20 protein-coding genes are annotated in these 21,603 nt (G+C 67.0%); 12 read left to right on the top strand and 8 right to left on the bottom strand.

The features are described from left to right. Positions 1–106: 106 nt before the first annotated feature. Positions 107–1,399: a lytic murein transglycosylase gene (locus tag ACW17U_RS14895; RefSeq protein ID WP_492053455.1), complete on the top strand. Its 1,293-nt coding sequence runs from the start codon at positions 107–109 to the stop codon at positions 1,397–1,399. 16 nt (positions 1,400–1,415) lie between these two features. Here the strand turns inward: ACW17U_RS14895 and ACW17U_RS14900 are convergent, their stop codons facing one another. Both ACW17U_RS14900 and ACW17U_RS14905 read right to left on the bottom strand, forming a co-directional pair. Next, positions 1,416–1,739 carry a YdeI/OmpD-associated family protein gene (locus tag ACW17U_RS14900; protein WP_492053457.1) on the bottom strand — a complete coding sequence of 108 codons (324 nt, stop codon included), beginning with the start codon at positions 1,737–1,739 and terminating at the stop codon, positions 1,416–1,418. Positions 1,740–1,835: 96 nt separating this feature from the next. Then, complete coding sequence (locus ACW17U_RS14905; protein WP_492053458.1) at positions 1,836–2,690, bottom strand: aldose 1-epimerase; 855 nt, start codon at positions 2,688–2,690, stop codon at positions 1,836–1,838. 105 nt (positions 2,691–2,795) lie between these two features. Here ACW17U_RS14905 and ACW17U_RS14910 point away from each other — a divergent pair, with 105 nt between their 5' ends. Further along, the gene (locus ACW17U_RS14910) at positions 2,796–4,001 is read left to right on the top strand and encodes a winged helix-turn-helix domain-containing protein (RefSeq protein ID WP_492055748.1); all 1,206 of its coding nucleotides are present in this window, start codon (positions 2,796–2,798) and stop codon (positions 3,999–4,001) included. A 33-nt stretch (positions 4,002–4,034) separates the two neighbouring features. On the opposite strand, the gene ACW17U_RS14915 is transcribed toward ACW17U_RS14910, so the two are convergent. Next, positions 4,035–4,172, bottom strand: coding sequence for a hypothetical protein (locus tag ACW17U_RS14915; RefSeq protein WP_166504117.1), 138 nt, complete (start codon positions 4,170–4,172; stop codon positions 4,035–4,037). Between the two features lie 90 nt (positions 4,173–4,262). Further along, positions 4,263–5,726, bottom strand: coding sequence for a protein adenylyltransferase SelO (locus ACW17U_RS14920; RefSeq protein WP_492053460.1), 1,464 nt, complete (start codon positions 5,724–5,726; stop codon positions 4,263–4,265). Between the two features lie 258 nt (positions 5,727–5,984). On the opposite strand from ACW17U_RS14920, the gene ACW17U_RS14925 reads away from it, so the two are divergent. After that, a complete protein-coding gene (locus tag ACW17U_RS14925) occupies positions 5,985–8,501 on the top strand; it encodes a TonB-dependent receptor (RefSeq protein WP_492053462.1) in 2,517 nt (838 codons plus the stop codon). Positions 8,502–8,668: 167 nt separating this feature from the next. After that, positions 8,669–11,086 (top strand): M28 family metallopeptidase, encoded by a 2,418-nt coding sequence (locus tag ACW17U_RS14930; RefSeq protein ID WP_492053464.1) that lies wholly within the window; start codon positions 8,669–8,671, stop codon positions 11,084–11,086. A 49-nt stretch (positions 11,087–11,135) separates the two neighbouring features. Here ACW17U_RS14930 and ACW17U_RS14935 read toward each other — a convergent pair whose 3' ends face one another. Further along, positions 11,136–13,022 (bottom strand): AMP-binding protein, encoded by a 1,887-nt coding sequence (locus ACW17U_RS14935; protein WP_492053466.1) that lies wholly within the window; start codon positions 13,020–13,022, stop codon positions 11,136–11,138. A 268-nt stretch (positions 13,023–13,290) separates the two neighbouring features. On the opposite strand from ACW17U_RS14935, the gene ACW17U_RS14940 reads away from it, so the two are divergent. Next, positions 13,291–14,223, top strand: a complete 933-nt coding sequence (locus tag ACW17U_RS14940) for a CPBP family intramembrane glutamic endopeptidase (RefSeq protein WP_492053468.1) — start codon at positions 13,291–13,293, stop codon at positions 14,221–14,223. Between the two features lie 179 nt (positions 14,224–14,402). On the opposite strand, the gene ACW17U_RS14945 is transcribed toward ACW17U_RS14940, so the two are convergent. After that, entirely contained in the window at positions 14,403–14,846 is a 444-nt protein-coding gene (locus ACW17U_RS14945; RefSeq protein ID WP_492053470.1) for a GNAT family N-acetyltransferase, read from the bottom strand. A 547-nt stretch (positions 14,847–15,393) separates the two neighbouring features. Between ACW17U_RS14945 and ACW17U_RS14950 the strand changes: the two genes are divergently transcribed. Together ACW17U_RS14950 and ACW17U_RS14955 are read left to right on the top strand one after the other, a co-directional pair. Beyond that, positions 15,394–15,993 (top strand): phytanoyl-CoA dioxygenase family protein, encoded by a 600-nt coding sequence (locus ACW17U_RS14950; protein WP_492053472.1) that lies wholly within the window; start codon positions 15,394–15,396, stop codon positions 15,991–15,993. Positions 15,994–16,145: 152 nt separating this feature from the next. Continuing rightward, positions 16,146–16,850 (top strand): hypothetical protein, encoded by a 705-nt coding sequence (locus tag ACW17U_RS14955; RefSeq protein WP_492053474.1) that lies wholly within the window; start codon positions 16,146–16,148, stop codon positions 16,848–16,850. Positions 16,851–16,907: 57 nt separating this feature from the next. Here the strand turns inward: ACW17U_RS14955 and ACW17U_RS14960 are convergent, their stop codons facing one another. Together ACW17U_RS14960 and ACW17U_RS14965 are read right to left on the bottom strand one after the other, a co-directional pair. Further along, positions 16,908–18,347, bottom strand: coding sequence for an aldehyde dehydrogenase family protein (locus ACW17U_RS14960; RefSeq protein ID WP_492053476.1), 1,440 nt, complete (start codon positions 18,345–18,347; stop codon positions 16,908–16,910). 104 nt (positions 18,348–18,451) lie between these two features. Then, positions 18,452–18,922 (bottom strand): NUDIX domain-containing protein, encoded by a 471-nt coding sequence (locus tag ACW17U_RS14965; RefSeq protein ID WP_492053478.1) that lies wholly within the window; start codon positions 18,920–18,922, stop codon positions 18,452–18,454. Between the two features lie 77 nt (positions 18,923–18,999). Here ACW17U_RS14965 and ACW17U_RS14970 point away from each other — a divergent pair, with 77 nt between their 5' ends. From ACW17U_RS14970 to ACW17U_RS14990, 5 genes are all read left to right on the top strand, one after another. Continuing rightward, positions 19,000–19,257, top strand: a complete 258-nt coding sequence (locus tag ACW17U_RS14970; protein ID WP_207205011.1) for a type II toxin-antitoxin system Phd/YefM family antitoxin — start codon at positions 19,000–19,002, stop codon at positions 19,255–19,257. After that, positions 19,254–19,706 carry a type II toxin-antitoxin system VapC family toxin gene (locus ACW17U_RS14975; protein WP_492053480.1) on the top strand — a complete coding sequence of 151 codons (453 nt, stop codon included), beginning with the start codon at positions 19,254–19,256 and terminating at the stop codon, positions 19,704–19,706. Before ACW17U_RS14970 ends, ACW17U_RS14975 begins: the two co-directional genes overlap by 4 nt. A gap of 156 nt (positions 19,707–19,862) precedes the next feature. Next, entirely contained in the window at positions 19,863–20,615 is a 753-nt protein-coding gene (locus ACW17U_RS14980) for an SDR family oxidoreductase (RefSeq protein WP_492053481.1), read from the top strand. 14 nt (positions 20,616–20,629) lie between these two features. After that, positions 20,630–21,037, top strand: a complete 408-nt coding sequence (gene folB / locus ACW17U_RS14985) for a dihydroneopterin aldolase (RefSeq protein ID WP_492053482.1) — start codon at positions 20,630–20,632, stop codon at positions 21,035–21,037. Positions 21,038–21,042: 5 nt separating this feature from the next. Then, the gene (locus tag ACW17U_RS14990; protein ID WP_492053484.1) at positions 21,043–21,594 is read left to right on the top strand and encodes a hypothetical protein; all 552 of its coding nucleotides are present in this window, start codon (positions 21,043–21,045) and stop codon (positions 21,592–21,594) included. Positions 21,595–21,603 lie beyond the last annotated feature (9 nt).

Raw genomic sequence — 21,603 nt, forward strand, 5'->3', positions numbered from 1 at the left:
GAACCGTGCCTGCAGACGCCGACAATTCGGCCCCTTCGGCAGGAACTTCGTCCTTCTGTCGGGCTTGTGATTGAAGAACTCACCCGGATGCCGGTAGCCTGCGCCCATGGATCGTCGCTTTTTTCTCGTTCTCCTGCTGGCCGGCTGCGCGGATACCTCACCACAGGGTCCGCTGACACCGCTGATTTCGGCCCTGCCCACCCCTGCGCCCGCAACGCCGGGAAGCGCGCCGTCGCCCGCGACCGCTACGCCCGTCCCGGCCGGTGAATTGAGCTTTGACACCTGGCTGGCCGATTTCATGGTCCGCGCGGAAGCCGCCGGCCTGACCCGGCTGCTGCTGGAGCGCGAACTGGGCGGTGTGACGCCCGACCCCCGGGTGATCAGCCTGGATGGCCGCCAGCCGGAATTCTCCAAGCCGGTCGGCGACTATATCAAGGGCGTGATCAGCGATGACCGCGTCGCCGTCGGGCGCCGCAAGCGTGAAGAGCTGACCTTCCTGCCCAGCGTCGAGAGCCGCTATGGCGTGCCGCGCGACATCCTGCTGGCCGTCTGGGCAATGGAATCGGCCTTCGGCAAGATCCAGGGCGATTTCGACGTCGTGCGCTCGATGGTCAGCCTGGCCGCCGACGGCCGCCGTCGCGGCTGGGCCGAGGGCGAACTGATCGCGGCGCTGCAGATCATCGATTCGGGTGAGGTCCCTCGCGCCCGGCTGAAAGGCTCGTGGGCCGGGGCCATGGGCCAGACCCAGTTCCTGCCCAGCAACTATCGCTCCACCGCCGTCGACGCCGACAATGACGGCAAGCGTGACATCTGGGGCTCGGACGCCGATTCCCTGGCCTCGGCGGCCAATCTGCTGGCCAAGGGCGGGTGGAAGCCCGGTGTCGGCTGGGCCAGGGAGGTGATCCTGCCGGCCGGCTTCGACTATGGTCTGTCGGAAGGACCGCGCGAGGTCCCGTCCTGGTGGGAGGCCAAGGGCGTCCGCCGCGCTGACGGCCTGCCCTGGACCGCCGCTGACGCCGCCTCGCCCGCCGGCCTGATCCTGCCGGCCGGGGCCTCTGGACCGGCCTTCCTGGCCCTGCCCAACCATTTCGCGATCCGGAAATACAATAACTCGACCTCCTATGCCCTGGGCATTGGCCTGCTGGCCGACCGCTTCGCCGGCGGCGGCCCCCTGGTCGCGGCCTGGCCCGTCGAGGCGCCGCTGTCGCTGTCGGACCGCATGGCCGCCCAGATCGCCCTGGCCCGGCTGGGCTTCGACCCCGGCGCGCCCGACGGCGTGATCGGCGCCGGCAGCCGCAAGGCCCTGCGCGCCTGGCAGCAGAGCCGCCAGTTGCCCGCCGACGGCTATCTGTCGATGGACATGGTCCAGCGGCTCAAGGCCCAGGCAGGGCTGAGCTGAGCTCGGTTATCGCCCTCTAACCATCGCCCTGGGGTCTGGGCTTCGCCTTCCGTTCGATCAGAACGGCCTGTTGCCAGGGGCTCGGGGCCTTGTCCGTGCGGTGAATACAGCCTGCCCAGCAGCACGGTCGGCTCTTGCCTTCGAGGAGCTCCTCCCGGGTACGCTCAATCCGGCGCTGGCGGGTTGCCGGCTTCTTGGCGTCCTCGACCCAGCAGATGAATTCGTTGCGCCCCAGCGGCGACAGGCCTTCCCACCGCGCGAAGAGGGAAGGATCGGCCTGGATCGAAGCCTGGAGATCCTCACCCGCCTTGTGGACCGTGCCTTGAGGGAATCCACTCACCACCAAACCTCCTGAACCGGCGCGCCCGCATAATTCTGCCCGCCGGCAGCCGGGTTTGACCACCGCAAACTGGGCGCAGGACTTGGGTCCGCTGACTCAATCCGAACCGGTCGCGATTTCCATCCACACAGAGCGAGTCTGGCCCGGTGCCAGCGTCACCATCCCGGTCTCACCCTGACCGAACGGATTGGGCCGGCTGGCACAGGGCTCAACGCAGTAGAAGTCCTGACCCGGTGGGACATAGACGTGCAGCCAGCGGCAGTCTGCCGACGCGGTGATCGTGGTGGTCGGCAGGCCGGGCGCACTCAGTACTGCTCGCTGGTCCCAGCCGGTGTAGCAGTGGTCAATCAGGCCGGGATGGCCCTCGACACCCACGTCACAGGTCCAGTCAGCCCCCCAGACGCCCGGGTAATGCACGGTCGGCAGCACATCCGGATCGATCAGCCAGACGCCATCGACAGCCGCCTTCAGCCTCTCGCCCGGACGCAGGGGGAAATAGGGATGAAAGCCCAGGCCGGCGGGCATGGGCTGATCGCCCTTATTGGTCACCGACAGCGTAATCCGCAGGCTCGCCTCGCCCAGTACGAACCGCTGCTCCGCGCGATAGGCCCAGGGCCAGTCGCCGGGTGTGTGCTCATAGGACAGCACCGCCTGGCCGGCTGCGGCCGGGTCGACCGTCCAGGCTCCACGCCAGCCCTGGCCGTGCAGGGCGTGAGGATGGTCGCCAAGATTGGGCGGCAGGACCACCTCGCGCCCGTCGAAGGTGAACCGGCCCTTGGGAATGCGGTTGCAGAACGGCACGAGCGGGAAGTGCGCCGTCTGCAGGGCATCGTTCGCGCCCTCCGGGGCAACCAGCAGGATGTCCCGCCCCGCCACGCTGAAGCGCCGCACGGCACCGGCGGTATCGGGAAGGAGCTCGAGGCGCGCTGCGCCCATTTCGACGACGATCATGGGCCTCCGGTTGAGCCATTCCGGCGGCCGAGGCAAGCCCTGGATGGTAACGCTCCCAGCGGCCTGCGCTTGCCGGGGCCCGCCGACGGATGCTCAATCTTGACCATGGTCGAAAAACTCTCCGCCGCCACGGCGCGGCGCATGGCCCTGGCGGCTCAGGGATTTGGCAAGGCGCGCCCGGCCGCGCCCGGACGGCGGCATGTGCTGTCGACGATCGAGACCCTGGGCCTGATCCAGATCGACTCGGTCAATGTGCTGTCGCGCTCGCACTATCTGCCGCTGTTCTCGCGCCTGGGCGACTATCCGCGGGCGCTTCTGGAAGACCTGGCCTGGGGCCGGAAACCCGTCCTGGCGGAATACTGGGGCCACGAGGCCTCGCTGATGCCGCATGACCTGCATCCCCTGCTGCGCTGGCGGATGGCCGACGCCCGGGCCGGGGTCGGGGTCTGGAAGGGGGTTGCCCGCTTCCTTGACAGCCACCCGGACCTGATCGCCAGGGCACTGGAGGAAATCCGGCAACGGGGCCCCCTGTCGGCGGGCGAACTGGACATCGGCGCGAAGAAGGGGCCGGGCGGCTGGTGGGGCTGGAGCGAGGCCAAGCGCGCTGTCGAATGCCTGTTCTGGGCCGGCGAACTGACCACCGCGACGCGTCGCACGGGCTTTGAGCGGGTCTATGGCACGCCGGAGCAGGTGCTGCCCGCCCCGGTGCTGAACACACCGACGCCCAGCCGCGAAGACGCCCAGCGCGCCCTGATTGCCCGCGCCGCCCGGGCCATGGGCGTGGCTAGCGACCGCGACCTGCGCGATTATTTCCGCATGGGCCCCGCCGAGAGCCGGGCCCGCATCGCCGAACTGGTCGAGGATGGCGGCCTGATTCCGGCTCAGGTCGAGGGCTGGGACCAGGCGGCCTATGTCGCTGCCGGTGCCACGCGTCCACGCAGGATCGAGGCCCGCGCCCTGCTCTCGCCGTTCGACAACCTGATCTGGTTTCGCGAGCGCACCGAGCGGCTGTTCAACGCCCGTATCCGGCTGGAGATCTACACCCCCGCCCACCTGCGCACCCACGGCTATTATGTTCTGCCGTTTCTGCAGGGCGAGACCCTGACCGCACGGGTCGATCTGAAGGCCGACCGCAAGGCCGGAGCCCTGGGGGTCCAGGCGACCCATGCCGAGCCCTCGGCCAATGATCAGACGGCCTGGGCCCTGGCGCAGGAGCTGCAGCTGATGGCGCGGTGGCTGGGCCTGACGGACGTCGTTGTGGTCGAGAAAGGTGACCTGTCCGGACGACTCAGTGAGGCCTTGCGGTCCTGATCACGGCATCCGGTCCCGGGCGAAGCCCAAGTGTCAGGCGACTTCGCGGCTTTCGGTCAGGCACTCGCCGATGGCGCGGGCGCAACCCGGCAGGCCAAGCGCGCCAATGAACGACATGGCGACGGCGCCGACCAGCATGACGGGCTGAACAATCGCATGGAAGAAGCGCATGGGGTCTCTCCGCAAAGCCTCACCGGTCGGTACGACTTAGAAGCCGTAAGCCAGAACCATGACAATTGTTCCGGACCCGTCCAGAAAAGTTCAGACTGCGTCGTTTTCTTGTTCGCCGACCGAGAAGCCATAGGCCTGCCGGGCGGCTTCGAGGCGTTCCAGCTTGGCCCGGACAGGCGACCAGTCGTCCTCCGCCGCGATAGGGGCCCACAGGGCCTCGACCTCCTCGACCAGCAATTCTTCGGGTTCGGGGGCGGCAAAGACGGGGTGATCCAGCCGCTCCGGGCGCTCGGGCTCGAAGTCCGCCAGCCGGCGCCGGAAGTCGACAAAGGCCTCCTGGCCATAGAGCGCGGCCCGGGGACCGGCCAGGGCGCGGGCCTCCGAGGCCGGACCGCCGAACCAGTCAAAGAAGAAGGGCTCCCAGCGCAGGACATCACCCCCGCCCGCCAGGGCCTTGAAAGCTGAGCTGACCAGGTCGATGTCCGCCTGGGGGCCCCGCGATGTCACGGCCAGTCGCCGCAGCACTGCCGCCCGCAGCGCCTCGCGATAGGCGTCAGAAAACCCGTTGAGGGCAGCCAGAAGCCCGGCCTGGTCAGTGACGGGGGTCAGGCAGGCGGCCAGCTGCTGCAGGTTCCAGAACACCGCCTCCGGCTGACGGCCGAAACTGTAGAGGCCCGAATGGTCGAAATAGGCGGCCGTGAAGTTCGGGTCATTGCGCGGCAGGAACCGCCAGGGGCCGTAGTCGAAACTCTCCCCGGTCACGACCATGTTGTCGGTATTGAGCACCCCATGCACAAAGCCGGCCGCCATCCAGCCGGCCAGCAGCCTGGCACTGGCCTCGACCACCGCCTGCATCAGGACCGCCGGTCGATCCGGCTGGTCGGCCAGATGGGGATAGTAGGTTTCGACGGCATGATCGACGAGCACGGTGATCAGATCGGGCCGCTCGAAATAGGCCTGCCGCTGGAAGGAGCCGAAACGCATGTGGCTGTGGGACAGCCGGGTCAGCACTGCCGAGCGGGTCGGGCTGGGCTCATCGCCCCGCTGGAGTTCCTCGCCGGTCTCGATCAGCGAGAAGGCCCGCGAGGTGGGCACACCCAGGGCCTCGAGCAGGGTTGGGGCGAGGATCTCGCGCAGCCCGCCCTTCAGGGTCAGCCGCCCGTCGCCCTGGCGTGACCAGGGGGTCTGGCCCGAACCCTTGGTGGCCAGATCGAGCAAGCGACCGGGCCTGTCGGGACCACCGTCCTGTTCGCGGAGTTGGGCAAACAGGAAACCCCGGCCGTCCCCGAGGTCGGGATTGTAGGATCGGAACTGATGGCCGTGATAGCGCATGGCCAGGGGCTCTGGCTGGTTACCCGGCAAGGGCTGAAAGCGGCCAAAGGCGGCGATCCATTCGGCATCCGACAGGCCCTCAAGGCCCACGGTCGCCGCCGCCCGGTCATTGCGAAAGCGCAGGTGGGTCATGGGAAAGTCGGCTGGCTGAACCGGATCGGCGAAGTCGCGCCCCAGGGCCATGAATTTCGGATCGGGGCGATAGGCGGGCGAAACGGTCATGCACCGCAAATGAGCCCCACGGCCCCGTCTGGCAAGTCCGGTCCCGGGCGCTTTCCACACGTCGGGATGGTGACAGATTCGTGTCGCTTCTCGGCAACAGAGCCCACCGATCCTCTTTCCTGTAAGGGTTTTAACTTGCTCTGCCCCTCGGCCGTCCGTAACCGTGGCCCGTCTGTTCGAACAGCCGTTCGGATGAGTCCAAACAAAATCAGCCGTTGGCGATGCAAGCGCTCGCGGCATAACGAACCGAGGTAGGAAATGCGCTTTACCCAGGTGCTTTGCGGCACGGCGTCTGCCGTCGTGCTAGCCGGTCTGTTCACCGCCAGCGCCGCATCGGCGCAGGAAGCAGACATCCCCACCGTCGACAGCATTGTCGTCACCGCCCAGAAGCGCGAGCAGAACCTGCAGGACGTGCCGGTCGTGGTGACCGCCGTCGGTGCCAAGCTGCTGCAAGATACGGGCGTCAAGGACATCAAGGATCTGACGATCCTGACCCCCGGCCTGACCGTCACCTCGACGTCGTCGGAAGCCTCGACCACCGCCCGCGTCCGCGGCGTCGGCACGGTCGGCGACAACCCCGGCCTGGAAAGCTCGGTCGGCGTCGTGATCGACGGCGTCTATCGTCCCCGTAACGGCGTGTCGTTCGGTGACCTGGGCGAAATGGAGCGCATCGAAGTGCTGAAGGGCCCGCAAGGCACCCTGTTCGGCAAGAACACCTCGGCCGGCGTCATCAACATCGTGACCAAGGAGCCGGAATTCGGCTTCGGGGCCAGTGCTGAAGCGACGGCGGGCAACTTCAACGCCCACGCCTTGGCCGCCTCGGTGACCGGGCCGCTGTTCGGCACCGAAACCCTCGCCGGTCGCCTCTATGTCGCCGCCCGCGAGCGTGATGGCTATAATGACGTCATCACCGGCAAGGGTCCCAGCAAGCGCGACCAAGATGCCGACCAGGGCGTCTACACCGTTCGCGGCCAGCTGCTCTTCGTGCCGAACGATGAAGCCACCTTCAAGCTGATCGCCGACTACACCAAGCGCGACGAAAACTGCTGCGGCGCCGTGCAGATCCGCACCGGTCCGACCGCCGGCATTCTGAACCTGATCAGCGGCGGCACTGCCGTGGCTCCGATCGCCAAGCCCTATGACCGCGTCGCCTATTCGAACCGCGGCGCGCCGTCGTCGATCGAGGACAAGGGCATCTCGCTGCAAGGCACGATCGATCTGCCGATCGGCGAACTGACCGCCATCAGCGCGATCCGCAACTGGCGCACCGACAACGGCCAGGACAGCGACTTCACCACCGCCGATGTGACCTATCGCAACAAGGACGGCACCAACTACAGCGAGTTCACGACCTTCTCGCAAGAGCTGCGTCTGGCCGGCAAGACCGGCAACCTCGACTGGCTGGTCGGTACCTTCCTGGCCGACGAGAAGCTCGAGACCAAGTCCAACTTCCTGTTCGGCAATGACTACGAGCAGTATATGGGCCGACTGCTGTCGCGCTCGGCGGCCAACCCGGCCGGTATCGCCAACTTCGTCGCCCTGCTGACCGGCCGCGCCCCGAACACCACCTTCACGCCCGGCCAGGGCCTGCGGGACGCCTACAGCCAGCGCGCCAAGACCGTCGCGCTGTTCACCAGCAACACCTACCAGTTCACGGAAGCCTTCGGCATCACCGCCGGTCTGCGCTACAGCGCCGACAAGAAGGAAGTGAGCACCAACCAGTCCAACTCGGACGGCGGCGTCGGCTGCGGCGTCGCCCTGTCGCCGGCCGGTCAGGCTCGCATCGCAGGCATCGTCGGCGCCGCGGCCACCGGGACCATCGTCGGCAACCTCTGCCTGCCCTGGGCCAACCCCCTGTTCCACAACCGCCACACCGACCAGTCGCGCACTGACCGGGAATGGTCGGGCACGATCAAGGCGGCCTACCGCTTCTCGCCGGAAGTGTTCAGCTACGCGTCGTTCGCCCGCGGCTACAAGGGCGGCGGCTACAACCTCGACCGCACCCAGTCGTCCAACGGCCTGCAAAGCGGTGGCAGTGGCGTTCTGCCGATCTATGACACCTCGTTCGAAGGCGAATTTGTCGACAGCTACGAAGTCGGCCTGAAGAACACCCTGTTCAACCGGTCGGTCCTGCTGAACGTCACGGGCTTCTATCAGAAGTTCACCGACTTCCAGCTGAACACCTTCCTGGGCACCTCGTTCGTTGTGCGTTCGATCCCGGAAGTGACCTCGCAGGGCGTCGACGCCGACTTCCTGTGGTTCACCCCGGTGCGCGGCCTGGTCGTCCAGAGCGGCTTTACCTATGCCAAGACCGAGTACGGTGACGACAAGATCCCGAACGATCCGGGCAATTCCCTGGCCCTGCTGCCGGGCAACCGTCTGTCGCTGGCCCCGTTGTACTCGGCCTCCGGCTCGCTGACCTATGAGCGTCCGGTGGGCGACAACTACAAGGCCCGCTTCAATGTCGGTGCCAAGTATTCGTCGGACTACATCACCGGTTCGGACCTGCTCACGCCGAAGACCCAGGAAGCCTATACGGTGGTCAATGCCCGCATCGGCTTCGGCGCCGCCAGCGACGCCTGGGCCGTGGAACTGTGGGGCCAGAACATCCTCGACGAAGAATACACCCAGGTCGGCTTCAACGGCCCCCTGCAGGGTTCGTCGGGCCTGAGCGCCGCCAGCGCCACCTATGTTCCGGCCAACGACAGCCTGACCTACAACGCCTTCCTCGGCGCGCCCCGTACCTACGGCGTGACCCTGCGGGCGAAGTTCTAACCGGGAGGGGATCTGGAGGCCCGCTTACCAAAGCGAGCAGGGCCTCTGGCTTTCGGATGAGGAAGGGGCGATCCGGGCAACCGGGTCGCCCTTTTTCTTTAGGCCTTCCGATCCGGCCCGACCCGACGCAACCTCTTGTGGGGATTCGCCCGACCCGGAGGCAGGCCGTGAAGACGATCAGGATACTGGGTTTCTGGATTTGCCTGGCCATCGGCATCGGTCTGGGCACCCTGGCCCAGAAAGCCCCGCAGCCGGTGGGCGTTTCCGCTGCCGAAACCGCCTTCTCCGCCAGTCGGGCCATGGAGGACGTGCGGGCCATCGCCCAGCGCCCCCACCCGACCGGTTCAGCCGAGATCGTCCGGGTTCGGGATCATCTCCTGACCCGGATCGGGGCTTTGGGCCTGGAAGTTTCGGTCCGCCCCGGCGAGGGCTTCCGCCCCTATTCCGACGACGGCCGCTCGCTGGGTGTGGCGGCCGTGCAGAATGTGGTCGGCATCCTGCCGGGACAGGACCGCGAGCTGCCGGCGCTGCTGGTGATGAGCCACTACGATACCGTCCACAACTCGCCCGGAGCCGCTGACGACACCCTGGGCGTGGCCGCCGCCCTGGAGATCGCCCGCGCCCTGAAGGCCGGTCCCGTGCCGGCCCGTGACGTGATCTTCCTGTTCACCGAGGGCGAGGAAGCGGGCCTGCTGGGCGCTGACGCCTTCTTTGCCCGCGACCCCACCGCCCGGAAGGTCGGGATGGTGCTGAACATGGAGACACGGGGCGACGCCGGCCGTGCGGCCATGTTCCAGACGGGCCCGGACAATGGCGAACTGCTGGCCCTGATGGCCCGTGAGGCGGTTGGCCCGTCGGCCAATTCCCTGGCCTCGACCGTCTATGAGCGCATGCCCAATGACACCGACTTCACCCATGCACTGAAGGCCGGCCTGCCGGGCCTGAACTTCGCCCTGATCGACAACCAGCTGGCCTATCATACGCCCTTGTCGACGCCCGAGCGCCTCGACCAGGGCAGCCTGCAGCATATGGGCGACCAGGTCCTGCCGGTCGCCCGGGCCCTGGCCGACGCCCAGAGCCTGCCGGCCCGAAGCCCCAATGTGATCTATTCCGACCTCCTCGGTCTGATCCTGATCAGCTACTCGACGACCGTGGGCTGGGCCCTGCTGGTTCTGGCGACGGGCCTGATCGGCTTTGTCGCCTGGCGGGCCCTGACCGGTGGCGGCGTCACCGCGCTCGAGATCGTCAAGGGCGTGACCGGCGCGCTGCTGCTGCTGCTGGCCAGCGCCCTGGTCCTGCATCTGATGGGGCAGCTGCTCCAGGTCGGGGACGGTCAGAGGCTCTATGACATCCTGGGCCGCTTCGATCTGCTGCTACTCGGGGCCGGGGCCCTGGGCGTCGGGACCGGCCTGCTGGTCATCACGGCCCAGGCCCGCGGCGCGCGGCGGATGTGGCCGAGCCTGGCCGCCCTGGCCTTAGGCGGGGCCTGCAGCCTGACCGGGGGCTTCGATCCCGTGGGTCTGGGCCTGGGCGTCGCGGTGGCGGTGTTGTGCTGGGCCTCCCTCGGCCGGAAGGTCGGAGTGCTGGGAGTCTGGATCGGCGGCCTGGTGACCCTGCTGCTGGCGTCCCTGGCGGCCCAGCTCCTGGCTCCCGGGGCGACCGTGATGCTGGTCTGGCCTCTGCTGGTCGCTGCCCTCGGCGCGACCCTGGCCATGGGCCTGGGCGGGACCCGCGATCGCCGCGTCGCCCTGGCCATGACCCTGGTCATGGGGGTGCTGGCTACCCTCACCGTCGCCCAGCTGACCGCCTGGGGAGCCTGGACCTTCGCCGGCATCGGCCTGATGGAGCCCGCTGTGCTGGCGGTGTTCGTGCTGTTGGCCGCGCCCGCCCTGGTGCCGATCACCTTCGATTTCGCCGAGTCTCCCTGGGGCTGGCGCGGGGTGGTCCTGTTGGCGGTAGCCGGACTGGGCCTGGTCGTGACTGCGGCCCTCCCGGCCGCCTCGGCCGACCGGCCCAACCTGACCGAGGCCCACCACCTGGCCGACCCCTCAACCGGCCGCGCCTGGCGGGTCTCAACCCTGCCCCAGCTGGACGCCTGGACCCGCGAGGTCCTGATCGCCGACGGCGGGGTAGACCTGAAGCAGCAGACCCTCGAACCGTTCCTGGCCAAGCCGACCTGGATGGCCGAGACCCGCGCCGTGCCGGTGCCGCCGCCGGTCCTGACCGCTGAACGTTCGGGCGACCGCCTGATCGTCCGCGTCATCCCCGGTGCGGGTACCGAGGTCCTGAGTCTGAAGATCCGTGCCTCGACCGCACTGCACGATCCGCGACTGAACGGCCGGCCGATCACCCTGGTCAGCCAGCCCGACAGCTGGTCGACCCTGACCTACCATGCCCCCGATCCCAACGGCGTCACGCTCAGCTTCACGTCCGAAGCCACGGGGCGGGTGGAGGCTGAGGTCATGGAGTTCCGCGACGGCTGGCCGATCGAGGCCGCGGCTCCCGCCGCCAAGCCGGCCGAGCTGATGGCCACCGGCATGTCGGACAAGACGGCAGTCCTGGCCCATGCCCGGCTGGCCTGGTGATTCAGATGCTCACGCGCTCCCCGGCTAAAGCCGGGGAGCGTGACAGCCTTCAGACCGACACAACGCCCTCTGGCGGCGGATTGACGTACAGCGCCTCGACCAGGGCCACGCGGCGTTCGAGGGTAGCGCGCTGGTTGACGTAGCCCTTGTCGGTAATCTCGCCGGCATCGATCGAGGGCGGCTCGGTCATGATGGTGAAACGGCCGATGCGGCGCGAGGAGCCGCCGGCTGTCGCATTGAAAGCCGCCAGCCGTTCACGCAACAGGGCCACCAGCCGCTCGATCGGCGTACCAGGGCCCGGCTCGGCGGCCAGGGCCATCAGGCCGGACGGCGAAGGCCAGAACAGCGCCGCGGCGAACCCCTTGTCCTGACCGCAGATCACGGCGTCATGGACATAGGGGCTGCAGGCGGCGACTAGGTCCGGGCGCAGGACCCCGACACTGACCCAGGTCCCGCTGTCGAGCTTGAAGTCCTCGGTCACCCGCCCGTCAAAGACCAGGCCCTTGGCCGGGTCCGCCGGATCGACGAACCGCGCCGCATCCCCGAGCCGGTAGAAGCCCTCTTCGTCGAAGGCCGCCGCGGTCTTTTCCGGATCCTTGTGATAGCCCGCCGCCACCGTGGGCCCCTTGACCCTGACCTCGAACTTGCTGCCGCTGGGGGCCAGTTTCAGCTGGATGCCCGGCAGGGGCAGACCCACCAGCCCAACCCGCTCGGTGATCCAGTGGGTGACGGTAATGCCCTGGGTTTCAGTCGCGCCGTACATGGTGGTCAGCGGAATGCGCTGGCCCGTCTCGGCGACGGCCAGGGCCTGGATCCGGGTATAGACGTCGTTGGACAATGTCGCCCCACCATAGCCCATATAACGAAGGTTCTTGAAAAACGAGGCCCGCAGCACCGGGTCCTTTTCCATGGCTTCGGCCAGCATGGAGAAGGCGATCGGGGCCGAGCCGAACACGTTGGGCGAGACCTCGTAGAGGTTCTTGATCGTGGTCTCGAACATCCCCGGCAGGGGTTTGCCCTCATCGATATGGAGGGTGCCGCCGGCCCAGATCACCGCATTGAAGCCGATATTGCCGGCCGAGATATGGCTCCAGGGCATCCATTCCAGGCTCTGGGGCACCTCGCCGGTCTCGGGTTCCTCCAGCTTCAGGCCGTCCTGGCCGGCGATCACGCCGGCCATCATCCCGTGGGTCTGGGGCACCGCCTTGGGCATGCCGGTCGAGCCGGAGGTGAACAGGTACTTGGCCACCGTCGCCGGGCCCACAGTCTCGCGCGCCGCCTCGACGGCCGCCGTCGGGACGGTGGCCGCGATCCGGGCGAAGTCCAGGGCACCCTCGCCTGTGCCGTCAGCGGTGATCACCACCAGGGTCGGGTCGAGGGCCTTCAGGGTCTCCAGAGCCCTGGCGAACATCGCGCCGCTCTGGGCGAAGACCACGCGCGGGGCCACCTTGTCGAAACAGTGCTTGAGCTTGGCAAGGTCGCTGGAAATCAGGCTGTAGGCCGGACTGACCGGCGCAGCCGGGACACCGGCGGCATAGGCCCCCAGGGTCATCAGGGCGTGCTCGATGGAGTTGCTCGACAGGATCATCACGCTGTCGTCCGGGGTCAGGCCCCGGTCCAGCTGTCCACCGCCGTCCAGGAGGAACTGGGCGATCCCCTCGACCGCCCTCTGGGCCTGGCCATAGGTCACCGATCGCCACGGCCCATGGCCGGGTTCGCGCTGCTTCAGATAGGGACGGTCAGGATGCTCGCCAGCCTTCTGGGCCAACAGGTGGGCGATGGAGCGGGGACCCTCGCCCGGCGCATGGTTGGAGGTAATGACCAGTGAGCCGTCCGGCCGATAGTCGACACTGACCTCGGGGCCCTTCATCGCCAGAGGCTTGAAAGCCACCGTGCTTACATCGCGCAAAGGCGACGCGCCATCCGCAGGCGTCATGGTCTCGCTCCCTGTAGGTTATCATTGTTCTCTTTGGGGAGAGACGTTAGCGCAAACCCGGCGAACGGCAAGATGGCTCACGGTCGAAGCACCACCGCCGCCGCCGCTGCAGGATCAGGGCCGGCCGAGCCCTGCCAAGACAACGAAGGACAGTCGGTCTCAGGTGACAAATATTTAAATACACAAGACCTTATTTTCGACGCTAATACACGCAGCAACCACCCATCATTACAGATTGGTAAGGCGAACACACCGCCTGTATTAGATCATGAAACAGATCGAACTCTATGCCGCGCGCACGTCGCGCCATCGCCGCACCTGGACGGCGGCCGCGATCCCGCTGATCGTGCTGTTCTTCATCGCCGGCCAGCTGCTGACGATCTTCGGCATCCTCAAGCCGATGGGCTTTCGTCAGGCCGACCTGGCCACCCAGTGGCAGCCCCTGACCATCCAGCTTCTGGGCTTTGGCTTCACGGCACTGCTGATCCTGGCCTGGGCCTGGCTGTTCGAGCGCCGCTCGCCGGCCGCCCTCGGCCTGAATGGTGACGCCCTGTTACGCTATGGCCGTGGCCTGCTGGTCGGTGCCGGCTTCCTGTTCGCCGCGATCGGCCTGGCCTGTGCGCTGGGCGGCTACCGGATCGAAGGTTTCGGCGTCTGGAGCGGTCCGACCCTGGCCCTGTTCCTGCCGATCCTCTGCATCTTCGGCGGCTTCATGATCCAGGGCGCGACCGAGGAACTGATGCTGCGCGGCTGGCTGATGCAGCTGGTGGCCTCGCGCCATGGCCTGGTCATCGCCGTGATCATCAATTCGCTGATCTTCGCCCTGCTGCACGCCGGCAATATCGAGCCCTCGCCCGAACTGGCCCTGGCCCTGGTCAATCTGGTGCTGTTTGCCGTGATGATCAGCCTCTACGCGATCAAGGAAGGCTCGCTGTGGGGCGTCTGCGCCTGGCACTCGATGTGGAACACCCTGCTGGGCGTCGGCTTTGGTCTCGATGTCAGCGGCGGCAAGATCGCCGTCCAGAGCCTGGTCGTCGACCTCGCCCCGGCCCAGGGCGCTGCCTGGTGGCTGACCGGCGGAGCCTTCGGTCCGGAAGCCAGTGTGGCGACCAGCATCGTGCTGCTGGCCGGCGTGGTCTATTTCCTCGTCACCGGCACCCTGCGTCAGGGCGCACGCTATTCGGCACCGGGGCTGGGGTAGGCTGACCTTCCCTCTCCCCTTGCGGGAGAGGGTGGCCCAAAGGGCCGGGTGAGGGGTCGATCACCCCGTTCGCCCGCGCCCAGACGGTCCGCCGTCGCGGCGTCGCCGTTCTTCAACCCCTCACCCGAGCCGCTGGCGCGGCCCACCCTCTCCCGCAAGGGGAGAGGGATTTCGCCGCGTCACACCCGACGCCAGTGATAGGTCACGTCCGGCATCTTCTCTTCGTTGCGCGTGCCGTCCGTGAGCTCCTCGACCCCGAAGCCATGCCGCTCATAAAGCGCCCGTGCCCTGACATTGGCCTGGAAGGTGTAGAGCCGCAGCTCCTCCTGCTGCGCCTGGGCGAGCCGCACCAGGGCGCTGCCGATCCCCAGGCTCTGGAAGTCCGGATCGACATAGAGATGGTCGATCCAGCCTGGCAGCAGGGCCACATGACCGCGCAGCACCTCGCCGTCGAACGCGCCCCAGACCGGACCGTCGACCATCACCCTGTCGCGGTAGAAAACCGCATATTCCTCGGCCGTATGCAGCGAGGTGTCATAGCCCGGGATCAGAGCCCCGCCGCGACGGTGCAGGTCGGCAGCGGCAGGACCTTCATCAGGGCGGAGGCGGCGCAGGGTGATCATGCGGTGAGGTTAGTCCGGCGGTGGAAGCCCGACAATTGATCCTCGGGCCGGGCTGACCTCCCGTCATTCGTGCGCCGCCAATCAACCCGCTCTTCCCGGCGAAGGCCGGGACCCAGATTCAGCCTGAGCTTATGGGGATGACGCGCCTTCTGACTGGGCCAGACGCACCGACCTCCCAGGGTTCGATCTGGGCCCCGGCTTTCGCCGGGGAGAGCGGGAACTTTATAGCTCGCGCCCAGCCGCCCCTTCGCGCCGAAGTGAGCCATCCCTTCATCTCACGGCGAGACGATCGCCGGTCTGGACAGGCCACTCAAGGCCGACGCTTCGCGTCGCCGCGAAGCGGTCGCCGGAGGCGAGCCTTGACTGACCTGTCCAGTCCGGCACGCTGCTGCCTACGCGAGATGAAGGGCTTGGTGAGACGCGAGGGCGTCTGCTTCGTAACAACATGACCAGTGAGCCCACGACTCCCCTGCGCCTTGAACGCCTCAGCCTGAAGGTCGACGGCGCAGAGTTGGCCAAGTCAGCAATTGCCCCCGACGCGATGAAAATGATCGCCGACGCCCTGTCCGACCAGCCGGCGGATCAGGCCGGGATCAGGCTCTTTGGCGTAGAGGCATTGCGCCCCTTTCTTGAACCCAATGGTGCCGTCGGCAAGCTCGCCGCCCGGAAGATGAAGGGTCCGCCGCAAGCCGTGCGCGCCATCCTGTTCGACAAGACCCCTTCGACCAACTGGTCGCTGGCCTGGCATCAGGACCGTGTCATCGCGGTTCAGGACCGCATCGAGGTCGCCGGGTTCGGACCGTGGAGCCGAAAGCATGGCGCGCTGCATGTCGCCCCGCCCTTCGAGGTCCTGTCGCAGATGATCACGCTGCGACTTCACCTCGATCCCGTACCCGAGACGAATGCGCCCTTGCTGATTGCACCGGGATCGCACACACGAGGCAGGATCGCCGAGCAGGACGTGCCCGCCGTGGTCAGGGAATGCGGCGTGGTCGCTTGCTTGGCCGAGGCCGGTGACGCCTGGCTCTATGCGACGCCGATCCTGCATGCGTCGGAGGCGGCGGCTGTTCCCGCGCATCGTCGGGTACTGCAGGTGGACTTCGCGGTCGATCAGTTGCCTGGGGGGCTGCAGTGGCTGGGCGTCTGAGACGCGGCAAGCCGCTGCTGAAGGGTTAGTGGGACACGTGGACGTCCGCCAACAACCATTGCAGACACCCAAGATTATAGCGAAGCTACCGCAAGCCGGGTGTGAGCCCACGGCAGTGATACTGCAGGTGGACGGAACGTATGCTCAGTACCGTGTTCGACATCATCAAAGCGCTTGGCGGAACCGCCGTAGTAGCTGTGGCCGCCGGCTGGGTTGGGCAAAAGCTCTTCGAAGGCAAGCTAGCGAGGGATCTCGAGGCACATAAAGCAGCGCTTTCAGCTACGTCAGCGGGCGAACTGGAGAAACTGCGCCACGATCTCAGCGCCGAACTGGATAGACGAACGAGACTTCTGGCTCGCGAATTCGATGCCCTCACCGGCGCATGGGATGTGATCCACACAGCTGCCGGCGCAACTGAACTAGCTACCCGTCGTGTTAGGCAGTACCTCGACGTCGCGAACCTTCCAGATGTATCCGTGCGCGAGATGCTCGATCAAATTGATACTACTGAGCATATTAAGACGACGATTCTGAATGCACAGCCGGCAGACCGGCAACAGCTCTATCAGCAGATGGTTAATAGGGGCCAAGCTCTAAACGCTCTCGAGAAGGCGAGTGAGGCCAGAAATTACCTAATTGGCCAAAGCATATTCATCGAGCGACAGACCTATGATCTTTTGTTTTCGTTAGCATTGTTAATCGAGGCAGCCGCGATCGAACAAGTCGAGGATCAAAACAACCCTCTCCCTCGCGAGGGGCGTTTTGCTGGCTCCGACCGCTTTAGAGCCGAATGGTCAGCCATGATGCGCGAGGCAGAGACAGCTGTAAGGGCCCGGCTGGAACAGGCGCGCCTGTAAAAAAGGGCGGAGCCTTTCGACCCCGCCCCTCCAAACTCAAACCTCAGGAGTAGAGCCCTACTCCGCCGCCACCTTCGGCGAATAGCCGAGGATCGCCTTGGTCTCGAGGAACTCCCCGAACGCGTGGTCGCCCCATTCGCGGCCGTTGCCGCTCATCTTGTAGCCGCCGAACGGGGCCATCATGTCGGGGCCAGCGCCGTTGATATTGACCTGGCCGGCGCGCAGCTTGCTGGCCACCTTGCGGATCTGGGCCTCGTCGCCGCCCGAGACATAGGCCGCCAGGCCGTATTCGGTGTCGTTGCCGACCTTCACGGCCTCATCGACCGAGTCATAGCCGAGGATCGCCACGACCGGACCGAAGATCTCTTCCTTGGCGATGGTCATGTCGTTGGTGACATTGGCGAAGACGGTGGGCTTGACATAGTAGCCCTTGTCCAGGCCGTCCGGCAGGCCGACGCCGCCGCTGACCAGGGTCGCGCCCTCGTCGATGCCCTTCTGGATCAGGCCCTGGATCTTCTTCCACTGCACGTCGGAGACGACCGGACCCATCTTGGAATTGCCGTTGGGGTCGCCAACGGTGTGGGACTCGGCGGCGGCGCGGGCGATGGCGATGACCTCGTCCATCTTCTTGCCCGGCACCAGCATGCGGGTCGGGGCATTGCACGACTGGCCCGAGTTCATCATCACCGAGGCGATGCCGCCGGTGACGGCGCGCTGGAAGTCGGCGTCTTCCAGGATGATGTTGGGGCTCTTGCCGCCCAGCTCCTGGTGCACGCGCTTGACGGTCGGAGCGGCGTTCTTGGCCACCTCGATGCCGGCGCGGGTCGAGCCGGTAAACGACACCATGTCGACTTCAGGATGGCTGGACAGGGCCGCGCCGACCGTGGGGCCGTCGCCATTGACCAGGTTGAACACGCCGTGCGGCACGCCGGCGGCGTTGAGGATTTCGGTCCAGATATAGCCGCTGAACGGAGCGATTTCCGAAGGCTTGAGCACCATGGTGCAGCCGGTGGCCAGGGCCGGCGCGACCTTGCAGGCGATCTGGTTGACCGGCCAGTTCCACGGCGTGATGAAGGCGCAGACGCCGATCGGCTCCTTGACGATGCGGGTCGTGCCGCGATCTTCCTCGAACTTGTAGTTCTTAAGGACGGCGATGGCGGTCTGGACGTGGCCGATGCCCATGGCGGCCTGGGCGCGCTGGGCCAGCCAGGCGGGGGCGCCCATCTCCTCGGTGATGGCTTTCGCCATGTCCTCGAAGCGCTTCATGTATTCGGCGACGATGCGCTCCAGCAGATCGATCCGCTCTTCGCGGCTGGTCAGGCTGAAGGTCTCGAAGGCGCGGCGGGCGGCCATCACGGCCTTGTCGACATCGGCGACGCCGCCCATCGAGATCCGTCCGCAGACCTCTTCATTGGCCGGATTGATCACGTCCAGAGTCTTGGGCGCGACCGGATCGACCCAGGCCCCGTCGATATAGAACTTGGTGTAGTCGCGCATGCCGTGCTCCTGCCCTTTATGGGAATTAGGTCCGCTCTGATTTGGGAAGCGGCGGGCCTTGTTCAAACAACCATTTTAATGATCGGCGTTCATGTGGGAAGCCCTCACCACATCACATCGCTGTCGATCCCGTCCAGAGCCTCTGAGATCCGGCGGCGGGTGGCGGGGCTGATGGTGTCGGGAAGGGCGTCCGGGGCGAACCAGCCGACCGCATGGATCTCGCCCTGGGCCGAGGCCTGGCAAGGCTCCCAGGCCGTTACCCGATAGACCAGGACATGGTCGCGGGGATGGTGGATCTCGTTGGAGTGCACAGACAGCAGGACCGGCCGGGCCAGAACCCGTACCCCGGCCTCCTCCTGCAGTTCGCGCTCCAGGGCGAGCTCCGCCGTCTCGCCCCGCTCGACCCCGCCGCCGGGCATGTACCAGCCGGGGATATAGGTGTGCTGGACCAGCAGCACCCGGCCCTCGGGATCGGTGACCAGCCCCCGCACCCCCAGCGTCAGCCCCCGCTTCCAGCGAAACCAGGCATAGACCAGAGGTCGGGTGAAGGGTTCGATGTGTCGACGCCAGAGCATGGGGCGGAGGATAGCCGCCCTTGCCCGTCTGGCCCATCCGAACTATCATCTGACTAGCTAGTCAGATGGAGTCTGCCATGGGCGATCTCAGCTGGAAACTGGAAGACGCCAAGGCCCGCTTCAGCGAGGTGGTGCGTCTGGCCCGCAGCCAGGGCCCGCAAAGGGTGACCGTGCGCGGCAAGGACGCCGTGGTGGTGATGAGCATCGAGGACCTTGAACGCCTGTCGCCGCCCGATCCGGCCCGTCTGTCGCTGGTCTCGTTTCTGGAAGGCCTGCATCTGGATGGGCTCGATGTGGAGCGCGAACCCGATTCTGGGCGAGATCTCGACCTGTGAAGGGCTGGCTGGTCGACACCAATGTCATCGCCGCCCTGATCAATCCGAACGGCGCTCCCAGCGTCAAGGCCTGGGCCGCGGGTCAGCCGGAGGCGCGGATGTTCATCAGCGTTCTGTCGCTGGGCGAATACGACAAGGGCATCCACAACCTGGCGCCCGATCATCCCGACCGCTCGCGCTATATCGCCGCTCGCGACGCCCTGGCCGGGCGGTTCGCCGGACGGGTCCTGTCGGTCAGCGATCCGGTGGTGCGCCGCTGGGGCAAGATCTCGGGCGCGGTGAAGCTGCGCACGGGTCACGCGCCGTCGGTGATCGACACCCTGCTGGCGGCCACGGCCCTGGAACACGACCTGTTTCTGGTCACCGGCAACACCCGCGACGTCCAGGACAGCGGCGCGCCGCTATTCAATCCCTGGACCGACGATCCTGCCGATTTTCCTTTGGCGTGAACCCGCTCTTGCCCCGGACACCGCGCCTCGCTAAAGCCGCTATAGTCCTAATCCTAGCCGGAGCCGCGTCATGATCGCGATCCTCGTCATCAGCGTCTTCATCGGCGTTCTCGTGGCCCTGAACTATTTCGAGTTCGGCCGCATCGACTGAATCCCGTGACCGCGCGCGGGACGGCCCTGGTCACCGGCGCCGGACGCCGGATCGGCCAGGCCCTGGCCCTTGAGGCCGCGCGCGCCGGTTTTGATGTCGCCGTGCACCATCGCGGGGCCGTCGACGAAGCCACCGAGACCCTGGCCGGGATCAAGGCGCTTGGCCGTCGCGGTATCGCGGTATCGGCCGACCTTTCCGACGAAGACCAGGTCGCTGGCCTGATTCCCCGCGCCGCGACGCTCGGCCCGGTGACCCTGCTGGTCAACAGCGCCTCCACCTTTCACGATGACCGGGTCGGTTCGCTGGACCGGGCTCGCTGGGACGCCCATCTCGAGACCAATCTGCGCGCGCCCGTGGTCCTGGCCGAGGCTTTCGCCATGGCCCTGCCCGACGATCTGGAAGGCCTGATCGTCAATATGGTCGACCAGCGGGTCTGGCGGCCCAATCCGCAGTTCTTCAGCTACAGCCTCAGCAAGTCCGGCCTGTGGTGGGCGACCCAGACCCTGGCCCAGGCCCTTGCCCCGCGCATCCGGGTCAATGCCATCGGGCCCGGCCCGACCCTGCCCAATGTCCACCAGGCTCCCGGCGAGTTCGAGGCCGAGGCCGCCGGCACCCTGTTGCAACGCCGCGCCACTCCCGACGACGTCACCGCCGCCCTGCGCTATCTGATTGACGCAAGGTCGGTCACGGGCCAGATGATCGCCGTGGACGCCGGTCAGCATCTGGGCTGGCGCACGCCCGACATCGTCGCACCTTAAGAAAGGCGCACCGCTTGGCCGCCTCCCCCCTCGCTGAAACCGCCGCCGACGTTTCGCCCGTTGCCCGGGTGATCGTGACCAAGGTCTTTGTGCGCGCACTCAAGGTCGAGGCCTGGATCGGGGTCTATGACCACGAGCATGGCCGCCGCCAGCCCCTGGTGATCGATGTCGAACTGGACGTCGCCGCCAGCCACTGCGAGCGCCTGGGCGACACCGTCAACTATGAGACCATCGGCCAGTCCGCCCGGTCCATCGCCGACGAGGGCCATATCGATCTGGTCGAGACCTTCGCCGAACGCCTGGCCCAGGCCTGCTTCAGCGACAGTCGCGTGACCCGCGCCCGGGTCCGGGTCGAAAAGCCCCTGGCCCTGGCCCCCCACGCCGCTGCTGCCGGTGTCGAGATCACCGCCGTCCGGGCCTAGCGCGCATGATCCCGACCCACAGCGCCCGGCTTGCGCCTTTCCAGCCGCAGACGGTCTGGACGCTGCAGGACGGGACACTGGTCGAGACGCGCGGACAGGGCGTACGCGGCTTTCCCCTGAGTGCCCTGACCCGGTTTCGCCTGGCCGCGCCGCCCAGGGGCGGCCGTCGGCGGGTGCTGCAACTGAGCTTTGGCCGCGCCCGGATGGTGATCATCGCCCAGAGCTATGTGGCCCCCGGACAGACCGATGACCGCCTGGACAGCTTCTCGGCCTTTGTCCGCACCCTGTCGCGCCAGGCCGCCGAGGCCGCCCCGAACGCCCGCTTTGACCTGGCCCGCATCGAAGCCCGCCCTGCCCTGACCTGGGTCATGGGTCTGCTGGCCCTGGGAACGGTAGCGGTCCTGGCCTCGTCACTGGGGGCCGGCATGGCGGCCGTCGGCATCGACATGGCCGCCCGCATGGGCTTCGTCCTGCTGCTGCTGCTGGCTGCCCTGCCCTGGCTGTCGCGCGGCGACGGCTTCGATCCGCGCGACCCGCCCCGGGACCTTCTGCCCTAAACCCGAAAT

The organism is Caulobacter sp. AVps16 (assembly GCF_058681455.1).